The sequence below is a fragment of the Arthrobacter sp. E1SS-5 genome (assembly GCF_057073715.1).
Genome location: NZ_CP172703.1, coordinates 704,448 through 731,284, shown reverse-complemented (window position 1 = coordinate 731,284; position 26,837 = coordinate 704,448). Strand labels below are relative to the sequence as shown.

General features: G+C 66.7%; 24 protein-coding genes and 1 tRNA gene. 13 read left to right on the top strand and 12 right to left on the bottom strand.

What is annotated here, in order from left to right; genetic code table 11:
* Positions 1-15: 15 nt before the first annotated feature.
* A complete protein-coding gene (locus tag ACIGJD_RS03540; protein ID WP_483688327.1) occupies positions 16-762 on the bottom strand; it encodes a phosphoglyceromutase in 747 nt (248 codons plus the stop codon).
* 99 nt (positions 763-861) lie between these two features.
* Here ACIGJD_RS03540 and ACIGJD_RS03535 point away from each other — a divergent pair, with 99 nt between their 5' ends.
* On the top strand, positions 862-1,734 hold the full coding sequence (locus ACIGJD_RS03535; protein WP_483688326.1) for a class I SAM-dependent methyltransferase: 873 nt from the start codon (positions 862-864) through the stop codon (positions 1,732-1,734).
* Here ACIGJD_RS03535 and ACIGJD_RS03530 read toward each other — a convergent pair.
* Entirely contained in the window at positions 1,719-2,072 is a 354-nt protein-coding gene (locus ACIGJD_RS03530) for a DUF2516 family protein (protein ID WP_286401851.1), read from the bottom strand. The genes ACIGJD_RS03535 and ACIGJD_RS03530 overlap by 16 nt on opposite strands.
* 9 nt (positions 2,073-2,081) lie before the next feature.
* Positions 2,082-3,272 (bottom strand): trans-sulfuration enzyme family protein, encoded by a 1,191-nt coding sequence (locus ACIGJD_RS03525; RefSeq protein ID WP_483688325.1) that lies wholly within the window; start codon positions 3,270-3,272, stop codon positions 2,082-2,084.
* Between the two features lie 133 nt (positions 3,273-3,405).
* Between ACIGJD_RS03525 and tmk the strand changes: the two genes are divergently transcribed.
* The 9 genes from tmk (at position 3,406) to ACIGJD_RS03480 (ending at position 13,902) form a co-directional block, all read left to right on the top strand.
* Positions 3,406-4,119 carry a dTMP kinase gene (gene tmk / locus ACIGJD_RS03520; RefSeq protein ID WP_483688324.1) on the top strand — a complete coding sequence of 238 codons (714 nt, stop codon included), beginning with the start codon at positions 3,406-3,408 and terminating at the stop codon, positions 4,117-4,119.
* On the top strand, positions 4,116-5,279 hold the full coding sequence (locus ACIGJD_RS03515) for a DNA polymerase III subunit delta' (protein ID WP_483688323.1): 1,164 nt from the start codon (positions 4,116-4,118) through the stop codon (positions 5,277-5,279). Before tmk ends, ACIGJD_RS03515 begins: the two co-directional genes overlap by 4 nt.
* A complete protein-coding gene (locus ACIGJD_RS03510) occupies positions 5,276-6,844 on the top strand; it encodes an alpha/beta hydrolase (RefSeq protein WP_483688322.1) in 1,569 nt (522 codons plus the stop codon). Before ACIGJD_RS03515 ends, ACIGJD_RS03510 begins: the two co-directional genes overlap by 4 nt.
* Positions 6,845-6,948: 104 nt before the next feature.
* A tRNA-Thr gene (locus ACIGJD_RS03505) sits at positions 6,949-7,021 on the top strand.
* 594 nt (positions 7,022-7,615) lie between these two features.
* Positions 7,616-9,598 (top strand): APC family permease, encoded by a 1,983-nt coding sequence (locus ACIGJD_RS03500; RefSeq protein WP_483688321.1) that lies wholly within the window; start codon positions 7,616-7,618, stop codon positions 9,596-9,598.
* A gap of 256 nt (positions 9,599-9,854) precedes the next feature.
* Complete coding sequence (locus ACIGJD_RS03495) at positions 9,855-10,802, top strand: polysaccharide deacetylase family protein (protein WP_483688320.1); 948 nt, start codon at positions 9,855-9,857, stop codon at positions 10,800-10,802.
* A gap of 118 nt (positions 10,803-10,920) precedes the next feature.
* On the top strand, positions 10,921-11,556 hold the full coding sequence (locus ACIGJD_RS03490) for a hypothetical protein (protein WP_483688319.1): 636 nt from the start codon (positions 10,921-10,923) through the stop codon (positions 11,554-11,556).
* A gap of 61 nt (positions 11,557-11,617) precedes the next feature.
* Positions 11,618-13,051 carry a phenylacetate--CoA ligase family protein gene (locus ACIGJD_RS03485; RefSeq protein WP_483688318.1) on the top strand — a complete coding sequence of 478 codons (1,434 nt, stop codon included), beginning with the start codon at positions 11,618-11,620 and terminating at the stop codon, positions 13,049-13,051.
* Positions 13,048-13,902, top strand: coding sequence for an alpha/beta fold hydrolase (locus tag ACIGJD_RS03480; protein ID WP_483688317.1), 855 nt, complete (start codon positions 13,048-13,050; stop codon positions 13,900-13,902). Before ACIGJD_RS03485 ends, ACIGJD_RS03480 begins: the two co-directional genes overlap by 4 nt.
* Here the strand turns inward: ACIGJD_RS03480 and ACIGJD_RS03475 are convergent.
* Positions 13,899-15,140: an NAD(P)/FAD-dependent oxidoreductase gene (locus ACIGJD_RS03475; RefSeq protein ID WP_483688316.1), complete on the bottom strand. Its 1,242-nt coding sequence runs from the start codon at positions 15,138-15,140 to the stop codon at positions 13,899-13,901. The two genes, ACIGJD_RS03480 and ACIGJD_RS03475, sit on opposite strands and share 4 nt — an antisense overlap.
* 128 nt (positions 15,141-15,268) lie before the next feature.
* Here ACIGJD_RS03475 and ACIGJD_RS03470 point away from each other — a divergent pair, with 128 nt between their 5' ends.
* From ACIGJD_RS03470 to ACIGJD_RS03460, 3 genes are all read left to right on the top strand, one after another.
* A complete protein-coding gene (locus ACIGJD_RS03470; protein WP_483688315.1) occupies positions 15,269-16,252 on the top strand; it encodes a hypothetical protein in 984 nt (327 codons plus the stop codon).
* 65 nt (positions 16,253-16,317) lie between these two features.
* Complete coding sequence (locus tag ACIGJD_RS03465; protein ID WP_483688314.1) at positions 16,318-17,415, top strand: hypothetical protein; 1,098 nt, start codon at positions 16,318-16,320, stop codon at positions 17,413-17,415.
* Between the two features lie 31 nt (positions 17,416-17,446).
* Positions 17,447-17,632, top strand: coding sequence for a hypothetical protein (locus ACIGJD_RS03460; RefSeq protein WP_483688313.1), 186 nt, complete (start codon positions 17,447-17,449; stop codon positions 17,630-17,632).
* A 152-nt stretch (positions 17,633-17,784) separates the two neighbouring features.
* Here the strand turns inward: ACIGJD_RS03460 and ACIGJD_RS03455 are convergent, their stop codons facing one another.
* From ACIGJD_RS03455 to ACIGJD_RS03420, 8 genes are all read right to left on the bottom strand, one after another.
* Positions 17,785-18,630, bottom strand: a complete 846-nt coding sequence (locus tag ACIGJD_RS03455) for an aldo/keto reductase (RefSeq protein ID WP_483688312.1) — start codon at positions 18,628-18,630, stop codon at positions 17,785-17,787.
* A 127-nt stretch (positions 18,631-18,757) separates the two neighbouring features.
* Complete coding sequence (locus ACIGJD_RS03450; RefSeq protein ID WP_483688311.1) at positions 18,758-19,201, bottom strand: hypothetical protein; 444 nt, start codon at positions 19,199-19,201, stop codon at positions 18,758-18,760.
* 8 nt (positions 19,202-19,209) lie between these two features.
* Positions 19,210-19,836: a bacterial proteasome activator family protein gene (locus ACIGJD_RS03445; protein ID WP_483688310.1), complete on the bottom strand. Its 627-nt coding sequence runs from the start codon at positions 19,834-19,836 to the stop codon at positions 19,210-19,212.
* Positions 19,837-19,913: 77 nt separating this feature from the next.
* Positions 19,914-20,117 carry a YbdD/YjiX family protein gene (locus tag ACIGJD_RS03440; protein WP_286401805.1) on the bottom strand — a complete coding sequence of 68 codons (204 nt, stop codon included), beginning with the start codon at positions 20,115-20,117 and terminating at the stop codon, positions 19,914-19,916.
* A complete protein-coding gene (locus ACIGJD_RS03435; protein ID WP_483688309.1) occupies positions 20,117-22,417 on the bottom strand; it encodes a carbon starvation CstA family protein in 2,301 nt (766 codons plus the stop codon). Before ACIGJD_RS03435 ends, ACIGJD_RS03440 begins: the two co-directional genes overlap by 1 nt.
* A 139-nt stretch (positions 22,418-22,556) precedes the next feature.
* Positions 22,557-25,412, bottom strand: coding sequence for an FtsX-like permease family protein (locus ACIGJD_RS03430; protein WP_483688308.1), 2,856 nt, complete (start codon positions 25,410-25,412; stop codon positions 22,557-22,559).
* The gene (locus ACIGJD_RS03425) at positions 25,412-26,149 is read right to left on the bottom strand and encodes an ABC transporter ATP-binding protein (protein ID WP_483688307.1); all 738 of its coding nucleotides are present in this window, start codon (positions 26,147-26,149) and stop codon (positions 25,412-25,414) included. The genes ACIGJD_RS03430 and ACIGJD_RS03425 overlap by 1 nt, the downstream gene beginning before the upstream one ends.
* On the bottom strand, positions 26,146-26,751 hold the full coding sequence (locus ACIGJD_RS03420; RefSeq protein ID WP_483688306.1) for a PadR family transcriptional regulator: 606 nt from the start codon (positions 26,749-26,751) through the stop codon (positions 26,146-26,148). Before ACIGJD_RS03420 ends, ACIGJD_RS03425 begins: the two co-directional genes overlap by 4 nt.
* Between the last annotated feature and the right edge of the window lie 86 nt (positions 26,752-26,837).

Sequence of the window (26,837 nt, the reverse complement as noted above, 5' to 3'; positions counted from 1 at the left end):
GTATGCGTTAAGGCCTTATTTCTTGCCCTGGTTGGCAACGGCCAGGATGGCCTGCTCGGCGGCCTCGGGATCGAGGTAGGTGCCGCCGGGCTTGATCGGCTGGAAGTTTTCGTCGAGGTCGTACACCAGCGGGATGCCGGTGGGGATGTTCAGGCCGGCGATGGCCTCGTCGCTGATGCCGTCCAGGTGCTTGACCAACGCGCGGAGCGAGTTGCCGTGCGCGGTGACCAGGACGGTCTTGCCGGCCTTGAGGTCTTCCTTGATGTCCGATTCCCAGTAGGGCAGCAGGCGCACCAGGACGTCCTTCAGGCACTCGGTGCGCGGCAGGGCGTCCCCGAGGTCCGCGTAGCGCGGGTCGTGTGCCTGGGAGAACTCGGAGTCGTCGGACAGGGGCGGCGGCGGGGTGTCGTAGGAGCGGCGCCACTCCATGAACTGCTCCTCGCCGAACTCGGCCAGGGTCTGGGCCTTGTCCTTGCCCTGCAGCGCACCGTAGTGGCGTTCGTTCAGGCGCCAGTCGCGCTTGACCGGGATCCAGCCGCGGTCAGCCTTGTCCAGGGCGATGTTGGCCGTGTTGATGGCCCGCTTCAGGAGGGAGGTGTAGAGCACGTCCGGGAGGATGTTGTTCTCTACCAGCAGCTCACCTCCGCGCGCTGCTTCCGCGCGGCCCTGGTCGTTCAGGTCAACGTCCACCCAGCCGGTGAACAGGTTCTTGGCGTTCCATTCGCTGTGGCCGTGGCGCAGCAGGATCAGCTTGTAAGTCATGATTTTCATCCTAGCCGAGCAGTGTTGCCGCCCGCCCAGCGTTACAGGCGGCCGCACAAAGCTGCCGCACACTGCCGCCGTCGAAGATAGGGTTGTGCAGTGGTTCAAAAGGCTGAACGGGTCAATGCCCCGCAACTTTCCAGCAGGTCCTCCGCCACCAGGCAGGGGCGGCCGGTGGGCAACGTGACCCGTGGCACCACCAACCCCAACCGGATGCGCCGGGTGGACAGATGGCTGGCGGGACCGCAGGCCTGGCGGCTGAGGAGGGCAACCGAGCCGCTCGTGGTGGACCTGGGCTATGGCGCAACGCCGGCCACCGCCGTCGAACTTTATGAAAGGCTCGCCGTGGTCCGGCCTGACGTGCGCGTCTGCGGAATCGAGATTGAGCCGGAGCGCGTCCGGGCGGCCCTTCCGCTGGAGCGTCCCGGACTGACGTTCCAAGTGGGCGGCTTTGAGCTGCCTGTTCCCGGGCGCCCCGTCCTGGTCCGGGCCTTCAACGTGCTGCGGCAGTACGAGGAGGCTGACGTTGCGGGCATTTGGTGGCTGGTGCAGGACCGGCTGGCTCCTGACGGCCTGTTCGTCGACGGCACGTGTGACGAGATCGGGCGGCGGGTGACGTGGGTGGCGCTGGACCGGCACCGCCCGCTGTCCCTCAGCATCTCCGTCCGCTTTGGGAGCTTCGACCTGCCTTCCGACGTCGCCGAACGGCTGCCCAAGGCCCTGATCCACCGCAACGTCCCCGGTGAACCCGTTCACACTTTCATGCAGGCGATGGACCGGGCGTGGCTTGAGAGCGCCGCGCTGGGGTCATTTGGCAACCGGCAGCGATGGGTGGGCATGTGCCGAAGCCTGCGCGGCGCCGGGTGGCCGGTCCAGGACGGACCGGGCAGGTGGCGGCTGGGTGAGCTGACGGTGGACTGGGAGGCCGTGGCGCCCTTAGCCAGGGGAGCCGGGGATCACCAGGGGCCGTAGGGACCCATGTTGCGGCTGCCGCCCCGGCCGGCGTCCTTCACCGCGGGCCGGACATCAGCCAGGTAGACGGAGGCTGCCACGACAGCGGCGAGCCCGAACAGGCCGAGGGTGCTGAAGATGCCGCCACCTGCGCCAAGCAGAGAGATGAGGCCCACTGCGGTTGCACCGCCGGTGAGGGCAAGCCAGAAGGTCTTGGTCCGTTTGCCGGTGGCTTCGAAGGCGTTGGGCCGGTGGCGGAGGCAGTCCACAAAAGCCCACAGTTCAAGCCCCAAGGCCACCAGGCCAAGGATGAAGAACACTGCCTGCTCCACGTACGCAATGATTATTCGACCGTCCACAATCCCAGCCTAGCCGTCAAGAGTGTCCAGCGCCTGCTTAAGGTCAGCCCACAGGTCCTCAACGTTTTCCACTCCTACGCTCAGGCGCACCAGGTTCTCCGGCACGCTGGTGGGCTCAGCCGAGTGCCGGCGCCGGCGCTCGATGAGGGATTCCACCCCGCCAAGGGACGTGGCAGGCAGCCAGAGTTCCAGGGCCTGCACCAGTTTGTCCGCGGCATCGGCGCCGCTGAGGCCTGCGGCAGGTGCCACCTGGATGCAGATGATGGAGCCGAACCCCTTCATCTGCTCCTTGGCGCGGACGTGCCCGGGGTCCGTACTGAGGCCGGGGAACCGGATCGATTCGATAGCCGGGTGCGCGGCAAGGCGTTCCGCCAGGACCATGGCTGACTCCTGGGACCGCTCCACGCGCAGTGCAAGGGTCCGCAGGCCGCGCAGTGCCAGCCACGCTTCGAAGGGACCGGCGATGGCACCGTGGATGATGCGGTGGTGGAGGAGCGTGGCACGGATCTCCGGGTTGGAGGTGACCAGCGCGCCGAGGACGACGTCCGAATGCCCGGCCAGGTACTTGGTCACCGAGTGGAGAACGACGTCGGATCCCAGTAACAGGGGCTGCTGCACCAAGGGGGTGGAGAAAGTGTTGTCCGTAACGACGATTGCGCCGGCGGCATGGGCGGCCTCTGCGACGGCGGACATGTCGGCGATTCCGAGCATCGGGTTTGTGGGGCTTTCGAGCCACAGCATGGCCGCTGTCTTCGCGGACGGCCCCTTGGGTGCCAGCGCGTCCTTGACTGCATCGGTATCGGCAATATCGACAGTCCGGAGCTCGATGAAGCCCTTTTCGGCCAGCTCGGAGGCCATCACCAGCGAGCCGGAGTAGCTGTGGTTGGGCATGACCAGCACGCCCCCCGCGGGAATCAGCGACAGCGCGGAACTGACCGCCGCGAGTCCCGATGCGTACAGCAGGCCGGGCAGCGCAGCTCCTTCAAGCTGGCCCAACGCCTCTTCGAAAGGGTCCCAGGTGGGGTTGGAATAGCGGCCATAACCCCGGTCGCCGTCGCCAAGGGGGCCGGTACCGAAGTAGGTGGAGGAAAGGGTGATGGGAGGATTGACCGGCTGGTCCCTTTCCCGCGGCGGCCGACCCGCTGCCACCACCACGGTCTCGGGTGACAGGGACGCGGTCTGGTGCTCGGAAAGACTCATGGTGAAAAGCGTACTGTTCCTGATTGATCCGCGGCCAAGCAGTGACGCTTTGTGGACGGCGTACCGTCCACCTGTCCTGCACAGGCCCCGTCTGGAGGCCGGAAATGTCCGCTAGCCTCGGTAGGCTTAAGAAGTGAACAAACAGAAGGCCGGATTATTCATCGCGTTCGAAGGTGGCGATGGCGCCGGCAAGTCCACCCAGGCGGCCCGTCTTGCGGCGGCCCTGGAATCCCGGGGGTACAACGTGCTCCGGACCCGTGAGCCTGGTGGTACCCCCATTGGGGAAAAATTGCGCTCTCTGGTACTGGACCACGGCAATGGCGATATTGACGCCCACACGGAAGCCCTCATTTTCGCGGCTTCCCGCGCCGCGCACGCCACCCAGGTCATCCGCCCGGCCCTCGGCCGCGGCGAGATCGTGCTGACTGACCGGTACATCGACTCTTCGGTGGCATACCAAGGGGCCGGCCGCAACCTCGGGCAGGACGCCGTCCGGTCCCTCAACGAGTGGGCCACCTCCGGCCTCCAGCCCCACCTCACGGTCCTCCTGGACGTGGACCCCCGGCTTGGCCGCGAGCGCCGCACCGCCGGGCAGGCAGCCGAAGACCGCCTCGAATCCGAGGCCGATGAGTTCCACACCCGGATCCGGAACGCCTTCCTGGACCTCGCCGCGGGCCGCCCTGCGTCGTACCTGGTCCTCCCCGCCCACCTGCCGGTTGATGACCTGGCGGCCCGGATCCTCGCCCGGGTGGAAAACCTGCTTGATGCGCCGGCCCCGGCGGCAGCGCATGCTCTCACGCCGCAACTGGTGGTACCTGAAGCAGCGGGCGACGGCGGTGGGGCGTGACTGTCTGGGATGACCTCCAGGGCCAGCCCGCCGTCGTCGAACAACTGCGCCAGGCCGCAAGCGGTGAAAGCCTGTCGCACGCCTGGCTGTTCACCGGGCCGCCGGGCTCCGGCCGCTCCAACGCCGCCAAGGCCTTCGCCGCCGCGCTGAACTGCGACCAGGAGGACGTCAGCCTCCGTGGCTGCGGGCAGTGCCAGGCATGCCATACGATCCTGGGCGAAACCCATTCAGATGTTACGTTCGTGCGCACGGAAAAGGTCACCATCACCATCGATGAGGCCCGGGAACTGGTGGCGGCGGCAGGCAACCGGCCGTCGTCGGGGCGCTGGCGGATCATCGTCGTTGAGGATGCCGACCGCATGGCCGAACGGACCACCAACGTACTGCTCAAAGCCATCGAGGAACCCACACCGCGGACCATCTGGATGCTTTGCGCGCCGTCCCCTGCCGACGTCCTGGTCACCATCCGCTCCCGCTGCCGGAGTGTGGCGTTGCGGCTGCCGCCGGCCTCGGACGTTGCAGCCCTGCTGGTGCGGCGTGACGGCGTGGATCCTGCCCTTGCGGAGCAGGCAGCACGGGCAGCGCAAAGCCATGTGGGTATTGCCCGCCGGCTGGCCAGGGATCCGGCGGCAAGGGAACGCCGGCTGGAAACGGTCCGCTTTCCGCTTGGCCTCCGCGGCGTCACAGCCGCGGTCATGATGGCGGACAAGCTGGTGAAGATTGCCACCGCCGAGGCCAACAGCTCCAACGAGGAACGGGACGCAGCGGAAAAGGCCGCCCTCCTCGCAACGCTGGGAGCGCCCGAATCGGGCACATTGCCCCCGGCCATGCGCAGCCAGCTGAAGCAGCTCGAGGACGACCAGAAACGGCGGGCCAAGAGATCCATTACGGACTCCCTGGACCGTACGCTCACCGATTTGCTGTCCTTCTACCGGGACGTGCTGATCATCCAGCTGGGGAACGCCGTGGAACTGGTCAACGTTGAGCTGAGGAGTGAGCTGGAGGAGTTCGCCGCCCGCAGCACTCCTGAAACCACGCTGGCCCGCATGGACGCCATAAACAAAGCCCGCGAACGTATCACCACCACCAACGTCGCCCCGCTGCTGACCATCGAGTCCATGGCGGCCAGCCTGATCCAGCCCTCCAAGGAGACCCGATGACTGCCCGCCCCATGTCCGCACGCCACAGGTCCCTGGCAGTCGCCGTCCGCGCCGCGGGAGCAATGGCCCTGGCCATGGTCCTGGCCTCGTGCAGTCTGCTCAACGGCGGCGACAAGAATCCCCCGGAGGCGGCGACGGCCAAGGCCGACCCCTCAATCGTGGCTTCGGCCCCCGCGGGACTGGAAAAGTTCTACTCCCAGGAAGTCGTGTGGCAGCCCTGCGAAGGGGAATTCCAGTGCGCCAAGGTGACCGTCCCCATGGACTATGCCAATCCCGGCGGAGACACCATCCAGCTTGCTGCCATTCGGGCTTCAAGCACGGGTAAGAAGACCGGCAGCCTCCTGGTCAACCCCGGCGGACCGGGCGCCTCCGGCTACGACTTCATCAAGGACGCAGCCGCAACCCACTTTTCAGCCGGCGTACGCAACGCCTACGACCTCGTCGGCTTTGATCCGCGCGGCGTCAAGCGCTCCGCTCCCGTAACCTGCATGACCGACGCTGAACGTGACGCGGCCCGGGCAAAGGTCTATGCCCTCGAAACCGATGCCGGACTCGCGGCGGCCCTGGCCGACAACAAGGTGATTGCCGACCAGTGCGCGGCGCAAACCGGCCCGGTCCTGGGCCACATCGACACCGTCAGCGCCGCCAAGGACCTGGACGTACTCCGGGCAGTCGTGAACGACACCAAACTGAACTACCTTGGCTACTCCTACGGCACGTTCCTGGGTTCCACCTACGCGTCGCTCTTTCCGGACAACGTGGGCCGCATGGTCCTCGATGGGGCTTTGGACCCGTCCATCAGCAATGAGGACCTGACCAGCGGCCAGGCCCGCGCCTTTGAAAAAGCACTCCACAGCTACGTCGCCAGTTGCCAGAAGCAGGGCAAGTGCCCCCTGAGCGGCGATGTCGACTCCGGAGTACAGCAGATCCGGGACCTGATCAACGCGGTGCAGCAGACTCCCCGCACAGCCAAGGACGGTCGCCTGGTCAACGCCACCATGTTCGTCAGCGGCCTGATCACCCCGCTCTACAACGACCAAAGCTGGCCGGCCCTCACGCAGGCACTGGAGGCAGCGATGTCCGGAGATGTGAGCCTCATGCTCCGGCTGGCCGACCTGGGCGCCGACCGCGGCTCCGACGGAAAATACACCTCCAATTCAACGTTCGCCTTCAACGCGATCAATTGCCTGGACTACCCGATGGTTTCCGATGCTGCCGGCATGCGGGCCGAAGAAAAGCGGCTGGAACAGGACTCCCCCACCCTTGGCTACTTCTTTGCCTACGGCGGCACCACCTGCGCAGACTGGCCCTACAAGAACCTCCGCACCCCTGCACCGGTGGAATACACCGGGGACTCCCCTATCGTGGTCGTCGGCACCACAGGTGACCCCGCCACCCCCGTTGACTGGGCAGCCTCGCTCCGCAAGCAGCTGGGCAACGCCTCGCTGCTGACCTGGAGGGGCGAAGGACACACCGCCTATGGCCGGGCCAACAGCTGCCTCGAGGATTCGGTGGACAACTACCTGGTGGGCGGCAAGCTTCCGGCCGACAACACGGTCTGCTGACCACCCGGCAGCCGCCGCACGGCCCATTTTGACCGGGGCGCGGAGACTCCATTACAGTTGACTCTTGCATGAGGCGCCCGGTTCTTCCGGGAAATTCGTGCGGTGCTTCCTTAGCTCAGTCGGTAGAGCGTTTCACTCGTAATGAAAAGGTCATCAGTTCGATTCTGATAGGAAGCTCGGGATAAACCCCGGACAGCCCCTTGTTTAGGGGTTTCCGGGGTTTTTCGCTGGTTAACGGTCTAAGTAGGCTCCTGGTGCAGTGTCCGCTTTGGACCGGATAAACGCCTGGTCCTCGCGGGATATGGCTGCTTCACCATGCTGCCCCGTTTCCAGGGTCTCCCCCGTTTCCTTGGAAATTACCGCGGCAATGGTCCTGGGCAGTGTCTGGCATCCCGGGTTGTCGGTCAACCACTTCCTGGTGGCCGGGTCTAGGCGGCTCCAACGGTCTTTGAGATTCATGGCCGGCTGCTGTTCTCCCTGATCTAACGAGCAGAGCCCCAGGCTCTGCGGCAGGCGCTCCGCCCGCCCCAACGCACTAGTTAACGGCGGCACTGCGGGAGGGCACAGGGCCTAAAGTCTCAATCTGCGGAGGGATCCCGTGGACATCCGGCGGCTGGGTGGCCAGTAGAGGCCAGGCGTTAAGAAAGCGTCAAGATACTTCCGCCAATCCGCCCGCTGCACGGCGCCGGTGCTACGCTCCCGGATTACGGGCATCGGCTTCCCCAGCCCGGGGCTGTGGCCTGCGTCGGGACCAGCAGAGGGGAGACTCCCGTGACGTCCTCCATCCAGCACTCCATACCGGAAAGTGTTCCCCGCCCTTCGCAGGAAGCAGCGCCACGCAACCCCTTGGTCCGTTGGCTGCTTGAGAACCGCGTTCACCAACCTGAAGGCCTCGAGGCCCCGGAGCAGGAACAAGGACAACAAAGCTGGTGGAAGGTCATGTGCCTGACCGGCGTCGACTACTTTTCCACCCTGTCTTATCTCCCGGGAATCGCCGCGCTTGCTGCCGGTGCGTTGTCTCCGCTGGCGACTCTGCTCATCGTCGCCCTGACGCTTTTGGGCATGCTGCCCATGTACCGGCGGGTGGCCGCTGAAAGCCCGCATGGCCAAGGGTCGGTGGCCATGCTGGAAAAGCTCCTGCCATTCTGGCGCGGCAAGATCTTCGTCCTGGTACTGCTCGGGTTCGTGGCGACGTCCTGGATCATCACCATCACGCTTTCCGCAGCGGATGCCACCGTCCACCTGCTGGAAAATCCCTTCCTTCCACCGGTCCTCAAGGGCCAAGCTGTACCCATAACCGTGCTGCTGCTGGTGATCCTTGGCGGTGTGTTCCTGCTGGGCTTCTCGGAGGCTGTCGCCGTCGCCATACCGCTCGTCGGGGTCTTCCTCCTGCTGAACGCCATTGTTATCGGGTCGGGTATGGTCGATATCATCGCTGATCCCGCGCTATTGACATCCTGGACCGGGGCATTGACGGCCCAAGGGACGGGCATCGGCGGCGTCGCGGGACCGGCGCTCCTGGCCTTTCCCTTGCTGGTCCTGGGGCTATCGGGATTCGAAACAGGCGTCAGCATGATGCCATTAATCGCATCCCCGGGCGCCACAAGGGAGGACAAGCTGCAGAGGCGTATCCGGAACACGCGGAAACTGCTCACCACCGCGGCATTGATCATGAGCGTTTACCTGATCGGCAGCAGCTTCGTGACAACTGTCCTGATCCCCCACGAGGCTTTCCAGCCGGGCGGCGCAGCCAATGGCCGCGCCCTTGCCTACCTGGCCCACGAACGCCTGGGCAGCGGCTTTGGGTCCGTGTATGACATCAGCAGCATCCTTATCCTTTGGTTCGCCGGGGCATCGGCGATGGCTGGGCTGATCAACATCGTGCCGCGCTATCTTCCGTCCTACGGCATGGCTCCGGAATGGACGCGGGCGGTCCGGCCGGTGGTGCTGGTTTACACCACGGTCAGCATCCTCATCACCATCGGGTTCAAGGCAGATGTCAACGCCCAGGCCGGCGCGTATGCAACAGGAATTCTGGTCATGATGGTTTCCGGCGCCGTTGCCGTGACAATCTCGGCCCTCCACAGGAAACACCACGGAGCCGCAACCGGTTTCACCGTGCTGACACTGGTGATGCTCTATGCACTGGCCGCGAATGTGCTCGAAAAGCCGGACGGCATCACCATCTCGGCCTTCTTCATCCTCGGGATCATCACCGTGTCACTGGTGTCAAGGGTCAGCAGGACCACCGAACTCCGCGTCGACAGGATCGAATTCGATGCGGTTGCGCGGCGGTTCATCAAGGAGTCCCTGGACTACGACGGACGCCTGACCCTGATAGCGAACAAACCGCAGGCGCGCGACGTCGCCGAATATGACCAGAAGACGGCAGACCAGGAGGACAGCAACCCAACACCCTGGACGGCCGACGTGATCTTCCTGGAAATTGACGTCACCGACCCCTCTGGATTCAGCAAGGTACTGGTTGTCAGGGGCATCGAGGTGGGTAACCACCGGGTGCTCCGTGTACAGAGCCCGGCCGCGCCCAATGCCATCGCAGCCATTCTGCTGGCACTGCGGGATGCCACCGGCGTGATTCCGCATGCCTACTTCGAATGGTCCGAAGGCAACCCTCTCGCTCACCTGATGCGCTACCTGCTCCTTGGCCAGGGCGATACTCCGCCGGTGGTGCGCGAAATCATCCGGCGCAACGAACCGGAACCACGGCGCCGTCCCGGTATCCACGTCGGATAGCGGTGTTGGTTTGCCCTTGCACAGACGTTTGTTACGCCCCGCCGCTCCGGCTACCCGGCAAGGTTCAGGAAACGGCAAGGCGGCCAAGGTATCCTCCCGGAGTGACTCCCTGCTTTCAGGCTGCCGTTCCGCGCCCCACGGCCTGCGCCAACGCCTATGCGGCAGGCTGCAGCCGTACGATGAGTGCCATCCCTGGCTGCCGCACACAAGGCAGCCGTGCGGCCGCCACTTCCTGGTCGCGGCAGGAGGCCTAAGGGTGGAACCGAACGCGCCCCGGCACCTTGGCCAGGACGGCAAGGGCCCCGGCCGGAGGGCAGTCCTGTTGGCGGCCGTGCTGACGCTGTCAGCCGCCGTGCCTGACTTGCAGCCGCATCCGAACCATGAGTCCGGACCGCAAGGAAGAGCGCCGGAAGACGGGGGTTCAGCCGGCGTTTCGTCCCCGGTGATGAACACAGGGCCCGACGGCGACGAACCTGCACCTGCGCCTGCCGTGCCACCGGCGATGCCCCTGCCTTCACGCGCGCAGATCGTTGACACCTACAGCAAGCACCAGGCCCGCTACTGGGGCTTGGAGGCTCCGGGCGTCCTTACGCGGCTGCCTCCCGGCCAGCAAGGTATCGCCCTCACCTTCGACTTTTGCGGCGGCTCGGGCGGCAGCGCCTGCGATCAGGCGCTCCTGGACACCCTGCGCCAGCGCCACGTTCCCGCCACGCTCTTCCTGAATTCGCGGTGGATCACGGCCAATCCGGCCATGGCCCGGCAACTGGCAGCAGATCCGCTTTTTGAAGTTGCCAACCACGGGACGTCGCATAAGCCGCTGTCCACCACTGGCAACACCGCCTATGGAATTCCAGGCACAAAGAACGCCGGCGAGGTCTACGACGAGATCATGCCGAATGACGGCGTCCTGGCCGCCATCACGGGCAAGCGTCCCAGATACTTCCGCCCGGGCACCGCCTACATGGACGACGTCGCTGTGGACATCCTCGGCGCATTGGGAGTGAAAGCCGCAGGCTTCAGCATCAATGGCGACGGCGGTGCAACGTTCCCAGCCGCCGTCGTCGCCAAAGAGGTGGGAAGGGCCCGGGCAGGCGACGTGGTCATCTGCCACGGCAACCATCCCAATGGCGGAACGGCGGAAGGCGTAAAGCAGGCGTTGGACAAGCTGCTGGCGGCAGGAATGTCCTTCACCCACCTGCCGTGAGCGCCCCCCTGGGCTGGTGGCGGGGTGCGTGCTGATCCGATACGTTGACAGGGAAGCCCTGCCCAGCAACGGGCGGCCGGACCGTGGTCCGGCCGCAGCCAAACGTTAGGAATTGCGCATGCCAGATCAGCACAACACTCCTGCCATCGGATGGGTCCCTGCCTGGGCGGACCTCCAGGGACGCTCCGCAGAAGCCATGGACGCCGGGTTCGTTGTCGAGGGAGGCACAGGAGAGGCGCCCCAAGGGCCGGAGTACGTGACGGGCTGGGCAGGTGGGGATGCTGAGGAGCTTGCCGCCAAGGCAGCGGGTAAGGGTGCGGGCCTGACCCTGCTTTGCGCTGACCCCGGAACTGCCCGGGACCTGGCCCCGGGCAGTCTCACCCTGGTGTCCGAGAGGGTCCTGCTCATGGCCCCCACGGCCGAATTGAACACCGGAGTGGAAATCCCGGATAACTCCCAGGTGGCCCTGGCACCCATGGAAACCTATGACGCCGTCGAAATCACCGTCTTTGACCACCCGGTGGCCCGCGGCCGTGTCCAGGTGCGGGACGACTTCGCCGCCGTGGCCATCACGGAAGTCCCGGAAGGCCCGGAAAAGGAGACGTTTGAGCGCGGGCTGTTCGCCGCCATGGCAGAAGAGGCCTTCCTCCACGGCGCCGAATACCTGCACATGGTGGTTGAGCCGGACGCTGCCGCCCCCTACCAGGCGGCGGGGTGGACCACCGCCGGACGCCTGCTAAGTTTCGAAAGCTGACGACGACGGTTCAGCCCACCTTCCTCTTCCTGCGGGCGGTATCCACTTCTAAAATCGATCCATGGTGACAGCGCGGGGAGCCGTTCTTCGCGACGGGCGTGCGGACGCATTGCGGGTGTGGTGGGATGCCCTCCGGGTCCACCGTCAGGGGCCGGCAGCAATCCATACCCGACAGCGCGAGCGGCTGGCCGACCAAGTGGCGTTTGCCCGGGAACACTCGGCCTTTTACCGGGACCTTTACCACGGGCTCCCTGAACAGGTCGATGCCACCATGCTGCCCGTGACGGACAAGCGTCAACTGATGGCCCGGTTCGATGACGTCCTCACGGACCCGGCAGTCACGCGCGCGGACGTGGAGGCCTTCGTGGCGGATCCGGCCCGGATCGGAACGCGGTTCGCTGGCAAATACCTGGTGGCCACCACCGCCGGCACCACCGGCACGCGGGGTTTGTTCGTGCTCGACGACCGCTACTGGGCGGTGGCGTCGGGGATGATGGCCCAACTGGGCGGAGACTGGCTCTCGCCTATCCAGCTGGTGCGGCTGATGGTCCGCGGAGGCCGCTTTGCCACGGTTGTCGCCACCGGCGGCCACTTCCTCTCCGTAGCTGCCGGGACCCGGGAGCGGCGGGAAAAGCCGCGGCGGCATCGCCGGTTGAGGATCTTCTCAGTCCATTGGCCAATGTCCGAGCTGGTAGCAGGCCTCAATTTGGTGCGGCCTGTCCTCCTGCTAGCGTACGCGAGTGTCCTGCACCTGCTGGCAGCTGAACAGGAAAGCGGACGGCTGAGCCTGCAGCCCATGCTTGTGGTCAGCACGGCCGAGGGCCTCCCGCCGGGCGAGCGTGAGCGCATCCAACGGGCTTTCTCGGCCCCGGTGCGGGAGGTTTACGGGTGCACCGAGTCCAGCTACGCCGCCGCCAGCTGCACCCGGGGATGGCTCCACCTTCTTGAGGACTGGCTGATCCTCGAACCTGTCGACGCCGACTACCGCCCAGTTCCGCCAGGAGTGGTCTCACACACGGTACTGATGACCAACCTGGCAAACCGGGTCCAGCCAATCCTCCGCTACGACGTAGGTGACAGGGTACTGATGAAGCCCGACGCGTGCCAGTGCGGCAACCCGGCCCCGGCATTGAAGGTGGAAGGCCGCGCCTCTGACGTGCTCACCTTCCCCGCCGCTGACCGTCAGGGCCATGTCGCGGTGCCCCCGCTGGCTCTGGGCACCGTTATTGACCGGACACCGGGAGTGGAACTGTTCCAGATAGCACAGTCCGCTCCCACCCGGCTGTCGGTGCGGCTGCTTCCCGAACCGGGCGCGGACCCGGACCAAGTGCGAAGGTCGGTAGTGGAAGGGCTGGCAGCACTGCTCACCAGTCTCGGCCTGGCCCACGTCGCAGTGGATGCTGACGCAGTACCTCCCCAGCAGTCGGCGGGCGGGAAGTTCCGCACGGTAATTCCGCTGCCGCCCACCAGCGCACAGAACTTCCCGCCATCGTGACAAGCGCAGGAGCCGGCCCGGACCGCGTAGGAAGCCAGGAACTGCAGGTGCGGTTCGAGCGCTTCCGGGCCAGGTTCCCCATCCAGTCGCTTCAGGCGGGGCCGGCAGCATGGAACTACCTGGACACCGGTGGCCAAGGGCCAGTGCTGCTGATGCTCCCGGGAGGAACCTACCGCCCGGACAACTACTTTCAGCTCATCGACGACCTTGCCCGGGACCACCGCATCCTGGCCCCTGCCTACCCGGCAGTCCATCCGTTGCCCTCGGTGGTGGCCGGGCTGGCCGCGGTGCTGGACCATGCAGGGGTTGGGAGTGCCACGGTGTGCGGGTGGTCCTACGGGGGCTATGTGGCCCAGGTTTTTGCCAAGGAGGCTCCCGGCCGGGTGCGGAACCTGGTGCTGGCGGAGACCGGCACCAGGCATATCTTCGGTCTAACCACCATGCGGGTCTTCGCCGTGGTGTTCGCACGCCTGCCCTTGCGCGCCAAGCGGTCGTTTACCCGGCGGCTGTGGAGGCGCTGGACCAGTGCCGTGCCTGAAAGCCGTGAATTCTGGGACCGCCGGTTGGAGGAGGAACTTCAGCAGATAAGCAACCTCCAGCACACAGCCGGGGTGGCCAACATGATCGACTTCATGGCGCACTACACCCCCTCCCCTGGTTGGCTCTTGCCATGGGAGGGGCGTGTGCTGATCCTTCAGTCCGCCGGTGACGAAGCTTTTTCAGCCCGCCGGCAGGCTGAACTGCGGGCGGCCTACCCGGACGCCGTCGTGCGCACCATCACCGGCGGCCACACAGCTCTGTTCACCAACCCCGGCTGGTTTACGGCTCACATCCGGGAATTTGTCGGCTAGTCGGGCCTGCCCACAACCACCTGTGCAGGGCTGTGGGTCACGTAGCCGTTGGCCCAGGAAAACAACGCCCGGACTTTCTGCTGGAAACCAGGCAACAGGGCAAGGTGCACCGCCAGCCACGAAACGAACGCCAGCGGGCCCTGCAGCTGCAGGCGCCGGCGGCCCAGTTCCGCCACGGCTGCACCGCGTCCCACCATGGCCATGTAGCCCTTGTCCCAGTAGCGGAAGGGCTCCCGGACACCGCCGGTAAGGTCTGCGTAGATGTTGCGGGCCGCCCACTTGCCCGATTGCTGTGCCACGGACCCAAGCTGCGGCAGCTTGTTTCCGTTAGCATCAACGATGTTCGCGGAGTCGCCCAGGACGTAGACACCTTCAAGGTCGGGGGCTGTCAGGTCGGGCTGTACATCCACGCGGCCGCCCCTGCCCTGTTTCAGGCCGGACTCAGTGATGATCCGGCCCGCCTGCAGGCCGCCGGCCCACACAACGATCCGTGCAGGAATAACCGTCCCGTCCTTGAGTGTCACCCCGTCGGGCCTGACTTCACCTACCGCCGTACCCATGTGCAGCTGAACGCCCAATTTCGTCAGCCGCTCCCGCGCGTACGCCTGGGACTTTTCGGAAAAAGCAGCCAGCACGTTGGGGACCATGTCCACCAAGTGCACGTGACACCGGGAAGCCAGTCCCGGCGAGAAGTACTTCGGCACAAGGTACTTGACGTTTTCCGCCAGTGCGCCGGCCGTCTCCACCCCGGTTGGGCCACCGCCCACCACGATCACGTCTGCGTCAGTTGAGGGTTCCCGGTCTGCCTCGTCCATCACCGCTGTTATCGCGGCACTGAGCCGCGTGGCGTCCGCCACCGAGTACAGCGGGTAGGCATGTTCATCAGCGCCCGGGGTATTGAAGAAGTTCGGCACCGCGCCGGTGGCAATGACCAGGACCCGGCACCGGTAACTGGCGCCGTCTGCGGTGGTGACGGTGCGGTTGCCCGCGTCGATGGCGGTCACCTCCGCCGTCAGGACGCGGACATTATTTATCCTGCGGAACTCGGACCGGAGCGGCCGGGTGACCGCCGAGACGCCAATCTGGGATGCAGCCACCTGGTAGAGGAGCGGCTGGAACTGCTGGTAATTGTTGGCATCGAGCAGCAACACCCGGACGCCCTTGCGGCCTAACTCCTCAGCCGCCGTCTTTCCGGCAAAACCGCCGCCAACCACGATGACCTGATATGAATCGTCCATTCGTGCAACATACCCCTCCCGGCGGGCGAGTAACAGGGTGCCCGGCCGCTGCATTATGCGGACATCCTGTCCCGGACCGGGCGGAGCAACCTTCAAAATCCTGCCCTCCCGGCACCTAAGATGGCGGCATGGAAGACGAGGCCCTGGCAGACATTGCGGACCGGCTCTATGCCGGCGCGCTGGACGACTTCGTCGCGTCCCGGGCCGCCGCCGCCAAGGAGGTTGCAGGCCGGGACAAGGGCCTGGCTGCAGCGGTCCGCAGCCTGCCCAAGCCGTCCGTAGCTGCCTGGGCCCTGAATATGCTTGCGCGGCACCGGCCGGACGTCCTGGACGCGCTCGGTGACCTCGGGGCGCGCATGCGGGCCGCGCAGGAGTCGCTGGATGCCCCCGCCCTCCGCGAACTGGGCCGGGAGCGGCGCACCATGCTGGCTGACGCCGTCGACACTGCGCGGTCCGTTGCCCGGGAGCAGGGACGTTCCATCAGTGACGCAATGGCCTCGGACGTCGAGGAGACCCTGCGGGCGCTGACAGCAGACCAGGGTGCGGCCAACGCCGTCGGCAGTGGCCGGCTCCTGAAGGTCCTGTCCGCCGACGGCGTCAACGACGTCGACCTGGATGGGGCGGTGGCCCTCCCCGGGCTGCTTCCTGCGGCTCCGTCCGCCCGCCCCGCCAGCACTCCCTCCTCTGCGCCGAAGGCACAGGCGGCAACAGCAGCGAAGAAACGGACGACGCCGCAACCGGACTCCCAGCCGAAGCCCGCCAGGCCACGCCTTGAGGCAGTGCGGCAGACACCCCGGCCAGCCTCGCCACCGGCGCTGGAAAAGGCAAAGGCGGCCCTCGCCGAAGCCCGGTCCGCCGAAGAGGAGGCGGCACGCCTAGTCGGCGAACTGCAGGACCAGGAGGAGCAGGCGAGGACGGAAATCGCAGAACTCCAGCAGGAAGCGGTCGAGCTGCGGATCCGGCTCAAAGCCGCTGAGGATAGCCTGGAGAGATCGCGCAAGCGGCTCGCGGCGACGTCCGCGGAAGCAAAGCAGGCGGCGCGGGCGGCAGACAAAGCCAGCCGCACCGCAGTGCTGGCGCAGGAACGCGTGCTCCGGTTGCGCAGTAACTGAGGCGCGCCCAAAGCACCCGGGAGTTCCCCCTCCCGCAGGCCGTTCAGGGGACCTACTCTGGAGCTATGGATGCCGCAGCAGCCCATGCCTTTGCGATTCCGCCGGCAGCAGTTCACCGCCCCACCACGGCCCTCGAGGACACCATCACCCTCGCGGCCGGCATCTGGCTCCTCATTGGAACCTACGTTGATGGCTGGGCCCACAATAATCTGCGCAACCTCGAGACGTTCTTCACGCCATGGCACGCAGTCCTGTACTCGGGTTTCGCGGCCTGCGCCGTCTGGATCGCCTCTCTGACGTGGCGCCGGCACTCGCCCGGCACGCGGTGGGTTGAAGCAGTCCCCGCGGGCTACGGGGCTGCGGCGGCCGGAGTCGCCGTCTTCCTGGCCTCCGGGATGGGAGACTTCGCCTGGCATTCGGTGCTTGGCATCGAGCAAAACATCAGCGCACTGTTCAGCCCGTCCCATCTTGGACTTGCCACGGGCGGATTCCTCATCCTCGGTGCCCCTTTCTCGGCCGCATGGCGGTCACCCGGGCGGCCTTGGCCCCGACTGGTGCCGGCGTTCGTCAGCGCCATGCTCGCCGGGATGGTTGCGGCGTTCATCCTCCAGGAATTCGCCGTCTTCGCCCGCCACGGGCTCGTCCAGACCTACACCAACGCTGCGGGAACGCAGCCTACGGTGACGGGCCCGACGTCGGCCGGCATCATGATCTCACTGGCGACCTTCCTGGTCTCGACGGTGGTGCTCTTTGTTCCCGTCCTGTTGCTGTCGCTGCGGTGGCGCCTGCACCCCGTGCTCCCCGCGGCAATGACACTTGTCCCTTCGGCAGCCCTCCAGGTCATGGTGGCGCTGCGGGACGCCTGGCTGGTGCCGGTGGCCCTTGCCGGGGCGCTCCTGGTGGGAGTGGTCTGGGCAGTGGTGCGGCCCGCGCCGGACCGTCCCGGCAGGCTGATGACTGCGGCAGGCCTCTCCCCAGTCGTTTTTTGGGCACCCTATTTCGCCGGTGCGGCGCTCCGGGACGGTTCCCTTAGCTTCTCCCCCGAGATCTGGAGCGGAACGCTCGTCTGGGCCGGGCTGGGAATGCTGGCACTGACGGCTCTTACGTTGAAGGTACGGGCCGGGACCGGCCCCCATCCACAACACGCGGAGGCTGGTTCCTAAGAATGTCAGACCCCGGTTGCACACTGGATTTATGGAAAACGAGGCTGTACAGGAATTTCACGTAACGTACTTCGACGCCGACTGTGGCCGGGCCCGGTCCGAAGTCTTCGAGACGCTAGAAGAGGCTGAGCGCTTCGCCTGCCGGCACTGCCACGGCGAGGACAACTGGGCCGTTGTGGACGCTGTCATGGTGGAGCACTTCCAAGTCGCTGCCTAGGCGGCACACCCAAGGCGCTGCCAGATAGAGCTAATTCACTGGCCGTGGTTTAAATCCATCAGCCCGCGCTGCCAGGCGGTTGCCGGCAGCGCGGGCTGACGTTGTTTGACGGGAGTCCGCAGGCCACGTTGGCCGGCTCCCCGCGTCGCGGGTTAGGCGAAGTCGGAGACCGCGGGATCGGCTCCGATGCGGCCTTCGCCGCTGGCGGTGCGGTCCAGCTTGTTGATGGCCTCAACATCCCCGGCATCCAGGGACACCTCGAGTGCTGCGAAGTTCTCCTTGATGCGTGACTCCGTCACGGACTTGGGGATCACCACGTTGCCGATCGCCAGGTGCCAGGCGATGACAACCTGGGCCGGGGTGGCCTGGTGCTTCTCAGCGATGGACGCGATGACCGGGTCCTTCAGCAGCTCGCCGCCTTGCCCCAGCGGGGACCAGGCCTGGGTCAGGATGCCCTTGGCGGCACCGAACTCACGCAGTTCACCCTGGTTGAAGTAGGGGTGCAGCTCGATCTGGTGGATGGCCGGAACCACGCCCGTTTCGTCGATGATGCGCTGCAGGCCCTCGACGGTGAAGTTGGAGACGCCGATGGACTTGACCCGGCCGCGCTTCTGAAGCTCGATCAGCGCCTTCCAGGTGTCAACGTACTTGTCCTGCTTGGGCTGCATCCAGTGGATCAGGTAGAGGTCAAGCGTCTCCAGGCCGAGGCGGTCCATGGATTCCTCGAAGGCGGCGAGGGTTGACTCGTAGCCCTGGTCCGCGTTCCACAATTTGGTGGTGATGAAAATCTGTTCCGGGGAGAGGCCGGAGCTGGCGATGGCGCGGCCCACGCCGGCCTCGTTGCCGTAGATCTTGCCCGTATCGATGTGGCGGAAGCCGGCTTCGAAAGCCTGGCGGACAACCTTTTCAGCCACGTCGTCCTCAACCTGCCACACACCGTAGCCGAGCTGGGGAATCGTGTTTCCGTCGTTGAAAGTCAAGGTAGGTGAAAGAGTCATGCTTTCATCCTGCCAAAGCAGGGCCGCGGAACGCGCTCAATCCGCGACTTGTCAGCCGCTCGCGTAACACCAAATTTCCCAGGCAAATCGGGAATATTTCACGCCGCTGCCAAACGCGATCCCCCGGCTATTCCCCGCGAAGCTGCCTCTCGGCGTCGTCCACCTGCTGGAAGACGGCCTCGGCACGGCGCCGCACTGACGCTGCTCCTACGGGCACGGGACCGACGGCGAGCCGAAGCATCGCTGCAGCCTCGGCCGTGGTGGCCAGCGAGTTCCCGGCCTTGGAGAGCGACCTGTGCACGTTGGCGAGGGCAACAGGTATGTCCAGGCCTTCACTGGGCGAACGCCGCTGCGCCTCCATGCACACCGCACGCACACGCTCCAGGAGGGCGGCGAGTTCATTCGCAATCTCCACCAGCTCGGCGTACAGCTGGTCATCCTCCACGCCCTCGAGCACCTGGTGGAAGCGGTCCAGTCCCCTGTGGAAGCGGTCGTGGGCGCGTCGCCACAACCCCTTGCCCAGTTCCGCATCATCCTTGCGCCCTTGCCGGGCGGCGCTGAAAAAGCCCAAGCGGAACCTTAGAGGTACTGCCCCGGACCGTGGTCCGGTTCATCACGGGGGCTGGGCCGCGACGGGGCGCCGGGGCGGGCGCCCGCCGGTGCCCGCTGCGGCTCACCGTTCTCACCTATCACGACGCCGGGCGCGATCATGGTGCCGGGCGGCAGCTGGCGCAGCTGCATTTGCGCTGCGGCCTGCTGCTGGGCGGCATGCTGGGCTGCGATGGCGGTCTGGATACCGTGGAAGAGGCCCTCGAGCCAGCCGACCAGCTGGGCCTGGGCGATCCGGAGCTCCGCGTCCGAGGGTGTGGCGTCGTCGGAGAAGGGCAGGCTGATCCTGTCCAGTTCCGCCACGAGCTCCGGCGCCAGGCCGTCCTCGAGCTCCTTGATGGAGCGTTCGTGGATGGCGGCGAGCCGGCCACGCGCGGCGTCGTCCAGCGGCGCGGACTTTACCTCTTCGAGGAGCTGGCGGATCATGGTGCCGATCCGCATCACCTTGGCCGGCTCGTCCACCAGGTCCTGCAGGTTGCTGCCCCGGGGCTTGCCGTCCCCGGCGGACGGATCCTGCGCGGTGTCCTGCTCGTCGTCAACGGGGGTGCCTTCTACCGGGAGGTCCTCAGCTGCCTGAGTGTCTTTGGGATCGCTCATGCGTTCATACTCTCACGGCCTATCCGCCCGGGGCCCGCCAGAAAGCCTCCTGGCGGGCTTGTCCGCTGCGGGCACAATCAGCAGCACCTGCCCTGGGGGTTGCTGTCCTGGCGGTCCGTGCGGTCCCGCCAGAACTCGCGCTCGGTCAGGGGTGCCTCCTGGTGCCCGGCTGCCCTGTGGTGTTCCAGGTACTTGGCGTAGGCGTCGGCGCCCATGACGCCGCCCAGGTAGCGGGCGAAGCCGCGGAACCCGCTGGCCACCAGGGCGATGCCGCTGCTCATCAGTGCCCGGCCCGTTCCAGCCGGGCGTCGGCTGGCACTTTCTCCCACTCGGCGGCCAGTTCACGTTCGGCGGTGGTGGGCACCAGCCCCGCGGGGGCAAAGACGCGCGACGGAACGAACGGGTCCTCGTTGTCCGTGGTGGCTGTCCCGGCCGCCCTGTCGCGGAAGGCCTTGACCGTGGCGAGTACCGCCGTCGCAATCACGACGATGCTGAGCACCACGAAGATCACGGACAGCCAACCCTGGATGGCGGTGTTGCGGACCACGGCTTCCATGGCAGCCACGCTCTTGGCGGTGCCGAACTCGGTCTTGCCGTCCGCCAGCGCCTTGCTGAAGGCTGCGTTGTTGGCGAAGTACCCCACCGCCGGGACGGGCGAGAAGATCTTCTGGTAGCTGGCCGTGATGGTCACCACGGCTGCGAAGGCCAGCGGCAGGGCCACGATCCACAGGTATTTGAACGTTCCGCGTTTGGCAACGATGGCCAGGACGACGGCCAGCGCGATCGCTGCGAGCAGCTGGTTGGCGATGCCGAACAGCGGGAACAGGGTGTTGATGCCGCCCAGCGGATCGGTGACGCCCATGAGCAGCACCGCGCCCCAGGCTGCCACCATGATGGCGGTGCAGAGCCAGGCTCCGGGACGCCAGGAGGCTTCCTTGAACTTGGGGACGAAGTTGCCGATGGAGTCCTGCAGCATGAACCTGGCAACGCGGGTGCCGGCGTCCACAGCGGTGAGGATGAAGAGTGCCTCGAACATGATGGCGAAGTGGTACCAGAAGCCCATCAAGGCCGTGCCGCCGACGAACTGGTGCATGATGTGTGCCAGGCCCACGGCCAGGGTGGGGGCGCCGCCGGTCCGGGACACGATGCTTTGCTCGCCCACGTTCCGGGCCGTCTCCGCCAGCAGGTCCGGGCTGATGTTGACCCCGGCCAGGCCCAGGCTGTTGACCCAGGTGGCTGCGGTTTCGACGGTTCCGCCGGTCAGGGCAGTGGGGGCGTTCATGGCGAAGTAGAGGCCGCGGTCGATCGAAATGGCGGCCACCAGGGCCATGATGGCCACGAATGACTCCATCAGCATGCCGCCGTAACCGATGTACCGGGTCTGCCGTTCCTTTTCCACCAGCTTGGGGGTGGTACCGGAGGAGATCAGGGCGTGGAACCCGGACAGGGCGCCACAGGCGATGGTGACGAACAGGAACGGGAACAGGGCGCCGGAGAACACTGGTCCGTTTTCCCGGCTGGCGAACTCGCTGAAGGCCGGCACGGTGACTTCGGGCCGGACCACGATGATGGCCAGGGCCAGCATCACGATCACGCCGATCTTCATGAACGTGGAGAGGTAGTCGCGCGGGGCCAGCAGCAGCCACACCGGCAGGATCGCAGCGATGAAACCGTAGATGATCAGGCCCCAGGCGATGGTCACCTTGTCCAGGTGGAAGACCGTTGCGCCCCATTCGGTCTGCGCCACCAGGCCGCCGCCGATGATGGCGGCCATCAGCAGGACGAAGCCGATGATGGAGACCTCCATGACCTTGCCGGGCCGCAGGTAGCGCAGGTAGACACCCATGAACAGGGCGATGGGGATGGTCATTCCCACGGAGAACACGCCCCACGGGCTTTCACCCAGGGCATTGACGACGACGAGCGCCAGGATGGCCACGATGATCACCATGATGAGCAGGGTGGCAATGAGTGCTGCCGTGCCGCCGATGACGCCGAGCTCCTCGCGGGCCATCTGGCCCAGGGAGCGGCCGCCGCGGCGCATGGAGAAAAACATCACCAGGTAGTCCTGGACAGCGCCGGCGAGGACGACGCCGACGATGATCCAGATGGTGCCGGGAAGGTAGCCCATCTGGGCTGCGATGACCGGGCCCACCAGCGGGCCGGCGCCGGCGATGGCGGCGAAGTGGTGGCCGAACAGCACGTTGCGGTCGGTGCGGACGTAGTCCTTGCCGTCGGCCTTGTATTCGGCCGGGGTGGCGCGGCGGTCGTCCGGCTTGGTGATGTACCGCTCGATCACCTTCGAGTAGAAGCGGTAGCCGATCAGGTACGTGCACACGGAGGCGAAGACGAACCAGATGGCGTTGACAGTTTCACCGCGAACGATAGCCAGCATGAACCACGCAACGCCGCCCAGCAGGGCAATGGCAGCCCAGAGTGCGATTTTGGCGGGGGTCCACTTCCGGTCCTCTGCCTCGAGCCGGGCCTCGTCCACGGCGGGCGGGGGAAGATCCGGGTCTGTGGCCAGTCCGCCGCCCTCCGCCCGTGATCCGTTCTTCCGTTGGTCAGGCACTCCGGCCATGTCTCCTCCTTGAGAGTTTTCACACTTCTGCCATGGGCACCCTACCAACGGGTAGCCCGGCGGAGACGCCCGACGGCGGCGCGGCGCCGGCCTGTGCGGTGAACGGCACCGACCCGGCGACGAACGAGCGGGCTTCCTGCTATGCCAGGCCGCGCCGGGACAGTGGCAGGCCGGAGCGCGTACAGACCCACGCAAGCGATGCGCCCGCCAACGGAACGGCAACCACGAGGGCCAGCAGGTGCAGCCAGGGAACCTCCACTGCAGTCCGCATGTCGGTGGACAGGACCAGCAGAAGCGCCGGAACGGCTCCTGCTACGGCGCCCAGCAGGGCGCCCACGCCACTGGTGAAGAGGGCCTGGGAACCTGCAAGGGCCCTGCGCAGCCGGGGTGACGCGCCGACTCCGGCAAGGGTGGCGTGGTCCGTGCGGGCGTCGGCCAGGGACAGCCCGGTGGTGATGCCCGCTGCGCTGAACGTGATGAGCGCCGCCGCGGCCACGATGGACCAAGTCATCCACTGGCTGCCCTGCGAGATGCCCGGTTCTGCCTGGAAGGGCATGCCGGGCTGCCGGTAGACGGCGGCGGCTGCAGCGGAGGCTGCGTCCGCCTCAGCCTCCGATGGGTGCTTCGCCAGCTGCACCAACAGTCCGGTGGGTGCCGCGCGCAGGTCAAGGCGCCGGGCTGTCTCGGGTGAGACAACGCCGTAGTAAGGGACGGCGACGGCCGGTTCGAGCACCGCTGCGGCCAGCGTGGTGTTGCTGACCACTGAAGGGACAGAGCCGGGTCCTGAGGGCGCCGGCCCCTGGGTCCGCACATCCTTGGCCTGGAGCACGGCCTTTCCGTCATGGACGAAGACCTGGTTGGTCACCACCATCCCGCCGGCCTTCAGCACCGCGAGCGCCTCCGGGGATGCGTCCCGGCCCAGCGCTGCCCGGATCTCCTCCCCGCCGCCCACCAGGATGGCCCTGCTGGACGGCTGTTCATTGACCATGGATCCGCGGCACCGCCAGTCCGCCCGGTCTACGAGCCTTCCCTGCGGCGTCGTGGGACACTCGTTGGCCTGTGGTGTGGCCAGTGAAAAAACCAGGCAATTGGAGGTGTCCGTCCGTGCTGGGAGCCCTGGATCGGCCGGACCTTCCGGGCAGCTGCGCAGGCCTTCAGGAGCCGTGATGAGCTGGGTCGATTCGACAGTGCCCAGGGCCTCCGCCAGCGCGGAGGAGAGCGCGGATGCGTCCACCTGCCGGGGCGGCTGCCTGGTTCCGTCGGCAGCGAGTGGCTGGTCCACCGTGAGCGGCAGGTACGCCTGGTTTTCCAGGGCGCCCCAGTAATGCGAGTCCCGCAGCCCGGCCTGCTGGCTGGCTGACAGCACCAGGGCGGCGCTTGCCAGGGTAGCGGCGGCGAGGACCGCGGCCACCGCGGGGACACTCCGGCCGCGGTTCCTCGCCGAGTCCCGCGCGGCCATCCGGAGGGAGAGGGAGAGCCATTGTGTCCGGGATGTCAGGCGGAGGATCAGCCAGCCGGTCAGCAGCACCAGGCCGGCAACCCCTATGACCGCCCCCGCAATCAGCACCGTGACCACCACCGGCAGTTGCTCTGCCTGTCTGTCCGGGTCGGCGGTGGAACTGCCCAGGAGCCAGCCGGCCGCCAGCAGTCCAGCGGCAAGTGCCAGTGCGATGACGCCGGCCAAGGTGGTGCCCCGCCCCGTGGTCGCTGGCGCCCGCCCGGATTTAAGCGCAACCAGCACTGCCTGCCTGGACACCTGGCGCGCCGGGACCAACGCGGCCAGCACGCAGGCGCCCAAGCCCATGGCCATGGCCAGGGCGGTCAGGAGGAGGTCCGGGTGCAGGCCTGCCAGCCGGGCGGAGCCGGTGGAACGGACCACGTGGACGACGACGGCAGCGGCCCCCAGCCCCACTGCGGCGCCGGCGGCCACGGCCACGCTGCCAAGCCACAGTCCACCGGCAGTGACGACGGCTCCGATGGTGGAAGTATCCGCTCCGGAGGACGCCAGCAGTGCCAGCTCACGTACCTGGCGTTTCGCTCCAACAGCGAAGGCGGCACCGGCCAGCAGCCCCACCTCAAGGAGTGCGAGCGCCCCGACCAGGCCGAACGTGGCGTAGACGCTCACCAGCACAGGGGTGTTGTCGTGCAGCCGGGAACCCGGAACAGTGCGCTGGCCGGCGGGCGGCGGATCCAGCACTACGCTGCGGGAGAGCACGCCTACGCCTTCGCTGTTGGCCTCTTTGATCTGTTGCCAAGTGATAGGTTCCGGGCCCACCAGATAGTAGGACACGGACTGGCGGGTCAAGGGGCCCGGCGCAAGGTCCGCGGGCGCCTGGCCGGCCTTGAGGTACAGGATGCTGTTGCTGTCCGCGGCGGAAGCGTCACGGATGGTACCCACCGGGACAAAGGTTCCTGCCGACGTCGTAAATTCCTGGCCGAAGGCGAGGTGGAACCGCGCCATCAGCCCCGGCGAAACCAGCACCTCCGTCCCGTCGTGCGGTGCGCGGCCGGCCAGCAGGCTGTACTTGCCCTCAAAAGCCGGATTGAGCGCGTCAACCTCGCGGCCCTGCAGGGAAACAAGGGCCGCGCCCACACCGGTGGTCAGCTGTAACGAGCGCTGCGGCAGCACCTCATAGCCCGCAGGGAGGGCGTCGGCAGGGTTTGTGCGCTGGAAGTCCGGGTCGTAGCGGCCGGAGCTGGACGCGATGACACCGTCATTGAGTGGGTCCTGCAGCGACTCCGCGCTGGGGACCGGCAAGGCGCTGAACCTGGCCTGAGTGTTGCCCAACTCGTAACGGACAATCTCCTCCTGTGTCCGCTGCGAGCTCTGGTAGAGGGTGGCGGCGCCGGTCATGCCCGCCACCGGCAGCATGATCAACAGGATGATCAGGAGGGACCGCCCCTTGTGGCGGGCGATGTCGCGGCGTGCCAGCCGGAGAGCAAGCCGGTGGCTGCTCCGGCGCCAGTGCGGCACCGGAGCCAGGTCCAACGGCATCAGAGCCCGGCCTGCGTCAGGAGCAAGGTGGGATCGTGCATGGCTGCCGCCTGGTCGATGATGCGACCGTCCCGGAGGAAAACCACCCGGTCCGCCCAGGCGGCGTGCCTGGCCTCGTGCGTGACGAGCATGACGGCTGCACCGGCATCGGCCCTGGCACGGAGTACTTCCATGACGCCCTGGCCGGTCGTGGAATCGAGCGCGCCGGTAGGTTCGTCGGCCAGGATCAGCCGGCGCTTGCCCACGATGGCACGGGCGATAGCCACGCGCTGCTGCTGGCCACCGGACATCTGGTCCATGAAACGATCGGCGAGTTCCGGGATTCCCACCTGCCGGAGCGCATCCGCGGCCTGCCGGTGGGCCTTCCTGGCGGAAGTTCCATCCAGCTCAAGCGGCAGTGCCACGTTTTCCGCGGCCGTAAGCGTGGGCACCAGGTTGAAGTCCTGGAAAACGTACCCAACGGCCCTGCGGCGCAGGCGGGCAAGGTCGTTCAAGCCCAGCCCGGCCAAGGGCGTGGATTCAACGTAGACGGCGCCCGACGTGGGGCGGTCCAGACCCCCGGCAAGGGCCAGCAGCGAGGACTTACCGGAGCCCGACGGGCCCATGACCGCGACGAACTCCCCCGCCTGGATGGTGAGGTCAACGTCGCGGAGTGCCGCGACCGACGTCGCGCCTTCCCCGAAAGTCCTGCCAACCTTGGCGAGTTCAAGGACCTGCTGCGGCCCCTGGACGCTCACCGGCGGCTGTCCGCGTTGAGCGGGGCGTCTTCCGTGGCCCCGTTTGACGTCTTCCGCGGGGCACCCGTGGCGGCGGCCTGGGCCTGCTGGACCATCCTGGCCTCGCAGAGGTCCAGCCAGCGGACCTCCGCCTCGGTCTGGAAGATCAGCGAATCCAGGACCAGGAGCCAGGCGGTGTCTGCGGCCCGCTGGTTGGCCGCGGTGTCACGGCGTGCCTTGGTGTAATCCTGCAGGGCCCGGATGGACGCCACCCGCTGGGCCTGGATGATGGCCTGAACATCCACGCCGGGCAGCGTGACGGCGAGCGCGAGCTTGATGGCCAGCTCATTGCGCGGCGGGTTGTTCCGCTCCACCGGGGCTGCGAACCAGCTGCGGACCTCGGCTTTTCCGGCGGGGGTGATGCTGTACACCACATGCCCTTCGCCGTCGTCGCCTTCCTTGGCCACCAGGGCGTCGCGTTCCAGCCGGTCCAGGGTGGTGTACACCTGCCCGATGTTCAAGGGCCACGTGGCCCCGGTGCGGTTCTCGAACTCGACCCGGAGCTGGTAGCCGTAACGCGGCTGGTCCTGCAGCAGGGCGAGGAGGCTGTGGCGAATGGACATTTTGCTCCCCCGGGCTAGTCACTGTCGGTATGCACAGGCCCCCAAGACCCGTGCATACCGCGTATGGTCAGCGTAACGCCCAACCC